Source organism: Bartonella sp. AP30XZML (assembly GCF_042195945.1).
In the GTDB taxonomy this organism is placed as follows: Bacteria; Pseudomonadota; Alphaproteobacteria; order Rhizobiales; family Rhizobiaceae; genus Bartonella.
Window position 1 is genome coordinate 1 of record NZ_JBHIPJ010000060.1, and the last position, 4,649, is coordinate 4,649.

1 protein-coding gene and 2 pseudogenes are annotated in these 4,649 nt (G+C 32.9%); all 3 read right to left on the bottom strand.

The genetic code is table 11. The features are described 5' to 3' along the window. Positions 1–1,701 precede the first annotated feature (1,701 nt). A pseudogene (locus tag ACFIL2_RS04870) lies at positions 1,702–2,157 on the bottom strand (type ISP restriction/modification enzyme); the annotation flags it as partial. A gap of 584 nt (positions 2,158–2,741) precedes the next feature. Further along, a pseudogene (locus ACFIL2_RS04875) lies at positions 2,742–4,349 on the bottom strand (YfjI family protein). 12 nt (positions 4,350–4,361) lie between these two features. Next, the coding region (locus ACFIL2_RS04880; protein WP_375680517.1) for a toprim domain-containing protein at positions 4,362–4,649 on the bottom strand (288 nt) is incomplete at its 5' end.

Consider the following 4,649-nt stretch of genomic DNA (forward strand, 5'->3'; position numbering starts at 1 on the left):
GAGTTAAGAAATGACCATCGATATATTCACAATCATCAATAAATTCATATTTTTTTGCAGGCTCTTGTTGATTAACAGACGTGGTTTCATTTGAAATATTAGAGATAACGGGGGTGTTTTTTACTATAGTTTTCATAGTTTTTTCCTAACGAAATTAAAATTTTTCATTAACAGCCCATAAGGGCGCCGGGTGCTGAAAAACACGGTCGTTAGTCCGCTGTTATGCTTTCCTCATAAAGAGTATTGTATAGCATAACCACACCCGACATAATCGTTATATGCTAATGGTAGCATAAAAGAAAGTCAGTATTTTAAAGAATGGGAAGGGTTGTTTCGTAACCAATCCGCTAACGATTTAATTGTTTTTCAATCACTTGATTATTTATATAACAAAATACGTATTTATTGTCAAATAATATTTTATCTTTTTTGATATTTTTTTTATTTTTTAAATACGTTATGTATTGATAATATCTTATGCCTATTAATTGCTTCTTTTATATTTATATGCTTTTAAAGCTATATTATGGGCTTTATGAAACGATTGCGTTATTTTCTGAATCTATACATTGATAATATTTAGAAACGCTCTCATAGTGCGTATTTTTAACTTTATAACCTATCAGTTTTTTTCACTAAATGAATTTTAATTTTTTTGTGAATTTTTTTTATAACACATTTGCAACTTAACAGCTTTTCATAGAGATGGTCTTTATAACCAACCCTTTCATTTGCATTATGATTATAAAACCTTGCTGTTTTTATGCATTCTCTATAGCTGTTATATGCTTTATAGCCACCGCATCATTTTTCATTTTCATAAGAGAAACGATAAATAGGATAATTACGATTTATAGACTGTTATGAAAACATCTCAATAGAAACTGATCATTATAGAGATGAGCAAAATCCCTTTTAATACACTTTTGTCATTTTTGTCAGTTCTTTTTAGAACCTATATCATTTTTTTTAAATGAGAGAAAATTAAAATCATTATATTTCAATAAGTTAAGTTTTATGATTTTTTCAAAATACAACTTATTAAAACAGCCATAACAAATAAATACAACTGTAAATATATATTTGTCAGTTTATGTCAGTACATTGAATCGACAAAAGTGATCATTTAGTGAATGATTAAAACATGTCTTATGAGAGTATGTGATCTTTTAAAGCCTTTCAAAAGAAAGGGATTATAATCATAATAAATGCTATCAAGACCATTATGGTTATGAGTTTTGGAGGTGCTTTTTACGCCCCTTTTATATATTTTTTTCAATAAAAAATAAAAGTTATTATATTTCAATATGTTAACTTTTATCAAGTTTCCAAAAAAAACAACCTATATCAAAATACAACCTATAAATACAACTAATGCTCTATGTTTTGTAAGGGTTTTGGGGGGGTAGAAACATTCAAAACCTATAAGTAATATAAGAAAATGAATATACATAACCCTCTTTAAATAAAGCTTCTGATAACAATAAAGCTATCATTTTAGATTACGGTTTAATCTTTTAAAGGCAATGTAAATAAGAGTATCTAAAAGTGCAAGTTTCTTCTTTTTAAATAACGTATGATAAATTATCCTTTTAAAGATTGTATGTCAGCAATTTATAAAAGGGATATAAGAACCTATAGGTATAAAACCTTATACCCCTTATGAGTTTATCATACCCATTATGTGAGCATGCTTTTAAGTTATTCAGTTTCTCTTATTTCCAATTTTGGTAGGTTCTTAACAATTTTCATTGTCTCTAAACTTATGGTAATAACCCTCTGAAATAACTCTAGAGGGTAGGCAGGGTTGCCAATGGTTTCAACAGCATAACGATTGGCATCATTAACAATGCCACTCTTTTTATCAGTCTTAACACATTGACGCCCCATAACCCATTCAAGAGTGGATTTACCATTAACGATATACTCACAAGCGTCAAGAGGGATATCTGTTATTGTGATATTGTTATTATAAATAACAGTGGTTTTATCTTTCTCTTTACCTGCTTTTGCGAATTTCATTTCAGTCACGTAATAGAATTTTTCTGGATTAGAGATTTCTGTAACTTTTGGATTACCTTTTTTAAAGGTTACGGGATAAGGTTTTACAGTTTCATAATTCACGTGCAAATGATCCAGTTCACGCCCTGTTACAACAGAGCTCCGTTTTCGTATAAGGGGTTTAAGTCTCTTCAAAAGAATTAAAACGAAGCTTATTAAATCCATTTTGAACGAATTGAGAAAAAATGCAGAAAAATGCTAAAAAAGCCGATAATTTTTTCAAAAGAGTTTTTAAATGCTGTTTATCCGCAGCCCATGAGAGAGATCAGATCAGCAAAATAGTGAAATTTGCTGTTTATTTTATGGAAAAAGACAAATGAAGCATGTGCTTTTAAAATATCATAATGATTATTTTGATAGGTTTTATGAGTCACTAAAATAATCTAGTTTGTTAGTTCAATTTACAGACACAAACTGACAAATATATATTATGGATTGTATTTAAGGTTGTATTGTCGATATAGGTTGTATCGTTAAAATACTAACATATTGAAATATAATGTTTTTAATTTTCTCTCATTTAAAAAAAATAATATAGGAGCTAGAATGAACTGACAAGACTGACAAAACTCTTCTGATAAGGTCACTCAGATCATTTGCTTTTGGAAAAAAGTTCCTTGATGAGAATGCCATAAAAAGAGTTTTGCGTGGTTGTCTTAAAGACTTCAAAAGAGATTTCTTTATTGTTTTATGCTGTTGTTTTTAACCAAAGGATTCCATTCATACCGTCTATCAGGACGCCGACCTAATTCATTCCCCTCTATAGGAAATTCACGAATATAGTTACAACGACATAAAAGCTCTAAAGCTTGCTTAACGGCTCCATTGTCTTTTAAAGATCTCCAACACCGTCTATAGATATCTCTTGCCGTAAAAACATTGGGTAAAAGATCACAGCGCTCTACAATTAATTTTGCACGCTCTGCTGTTAATGTATCATTCGCCGCATAAAGACGTTTTGCATGACTTATCAGATATTCTTCCCAATATAAGGCTCTCTCAAGGGCATCTCTATTGATTTCAAAACGCCCCCCTTCACTCAATTCAAAAATCAATGCAAGGGTTGGTATGGTTTTATTCATTTTCAAAAGATGCGCTTGTAAACTTGATGAGAAATGACCTCCTTTGATTGTTCTTTGAAAATTTTCCCACCATACACGAAACATTTCTTAAGCTTCAGCAGAAAAGCGTATGGTAATAGGGTGTTTTGGTGATCCTAATGGTTTATCATAAAGAGAACGAAAAATTCCTTGATAACTTTCCCATGCCTTTTGATTGGGAGGTCTATCAACCCATAACCGCTCTTTTCGTTCATCGGGCCACACCAGCATTTGAAATCGTTGCAATAAGCCGTCATTATTTGTTCCATGGTGCATTGCTTGAATAATGGGAATAATCCGTGAAGGTTGAATGCCCCCAATAATGGAAATGGTTGCATTGGGAATAAAAATGGTTCCACGTCCTATACGGTCATAGGTGTATGATTTTTTGCCATTAAAAGCTGTTAGATAAAAAGAACGGTCTGATTGATATTCCTTCCGTTCCAAATCGGATAAAAAACCAGATAATTCATCACGAACCAACAAGAGACCACGGGGGTTTTCTTTTAACAATTCCCCAAGCTTTTCGACGGTCACATCGTTGACAATAAGACGTCGTTTATTAAGCGTGTCATCTTCCTCACTTTCTTTATGTTCAAGAGATTGAGAAAGAAGAGCAAGGGCTTGTTCCTCGTCTTGATCTTTGAGTGCTTTGTAGGCTTGTTTTTTCTTTTCTCTTTTGTCTAATTCAATAAGAATATCTTTTGTTTCTTGCTGTTTTTTCTTCTTTAACCATTCTTGATGCCATTCCTCTTGAAAAACATCAAGAGGTGCTAAAGCAGCTTCCATGGTATCTGTTTTCATAGTTGAAGGTTCCCCCACAATGGCACCCCAGAGATTAGGAACAATTTTCCAATTGGCATGTTGTTTTGGAGAAACCCGCACGCCATTTCCAATGACAGCAGACAATCCACATAAAGCAGAAACAGCAACAAAATCGATAGAAGATTGTTGAATATCAGCAACGTCATAAACATAGTTTATTAATGGTGTTGGAAGCAGGAATATTTTAAAAGGCTCGACGGGTAAGAGAGCCGTAGCAATCGGTTGTAATTGCCCCCAACCATTTTGTTGCAAGGCTTGTTCATAAGAAATGGCTTTTAAACAAGTATTTTCGTTTAAAGAGACATTATCGTTATCATTGACGGGAGTATTTTCATTATTGTTTTGTAAATTACTATCTTTCATAGTTTCCCTCTTTTAAGAAAGTAATACGTTATTAAAATCGGTTCCTTTTGGAGCTTGCATCATAAAGACCTCAAAGCCATGGCTATAGGCACGTGCAGCTAGGGTAAAACCTGCTTTACGACCCGCATCATCGCCGTCCATTGCAATTGTCAGACGTCCTTTTGTAGGGGGTAAATTCACACGCATCATGCCACTGGTTGAAAGAGAAGCCCATAAATTAACGGGCTCTGATAACAACCCAGACAAAAGAGCCAGACCGGTTTCAATGCCTTCACAAATGACCAGATGTTTTGGATTGGC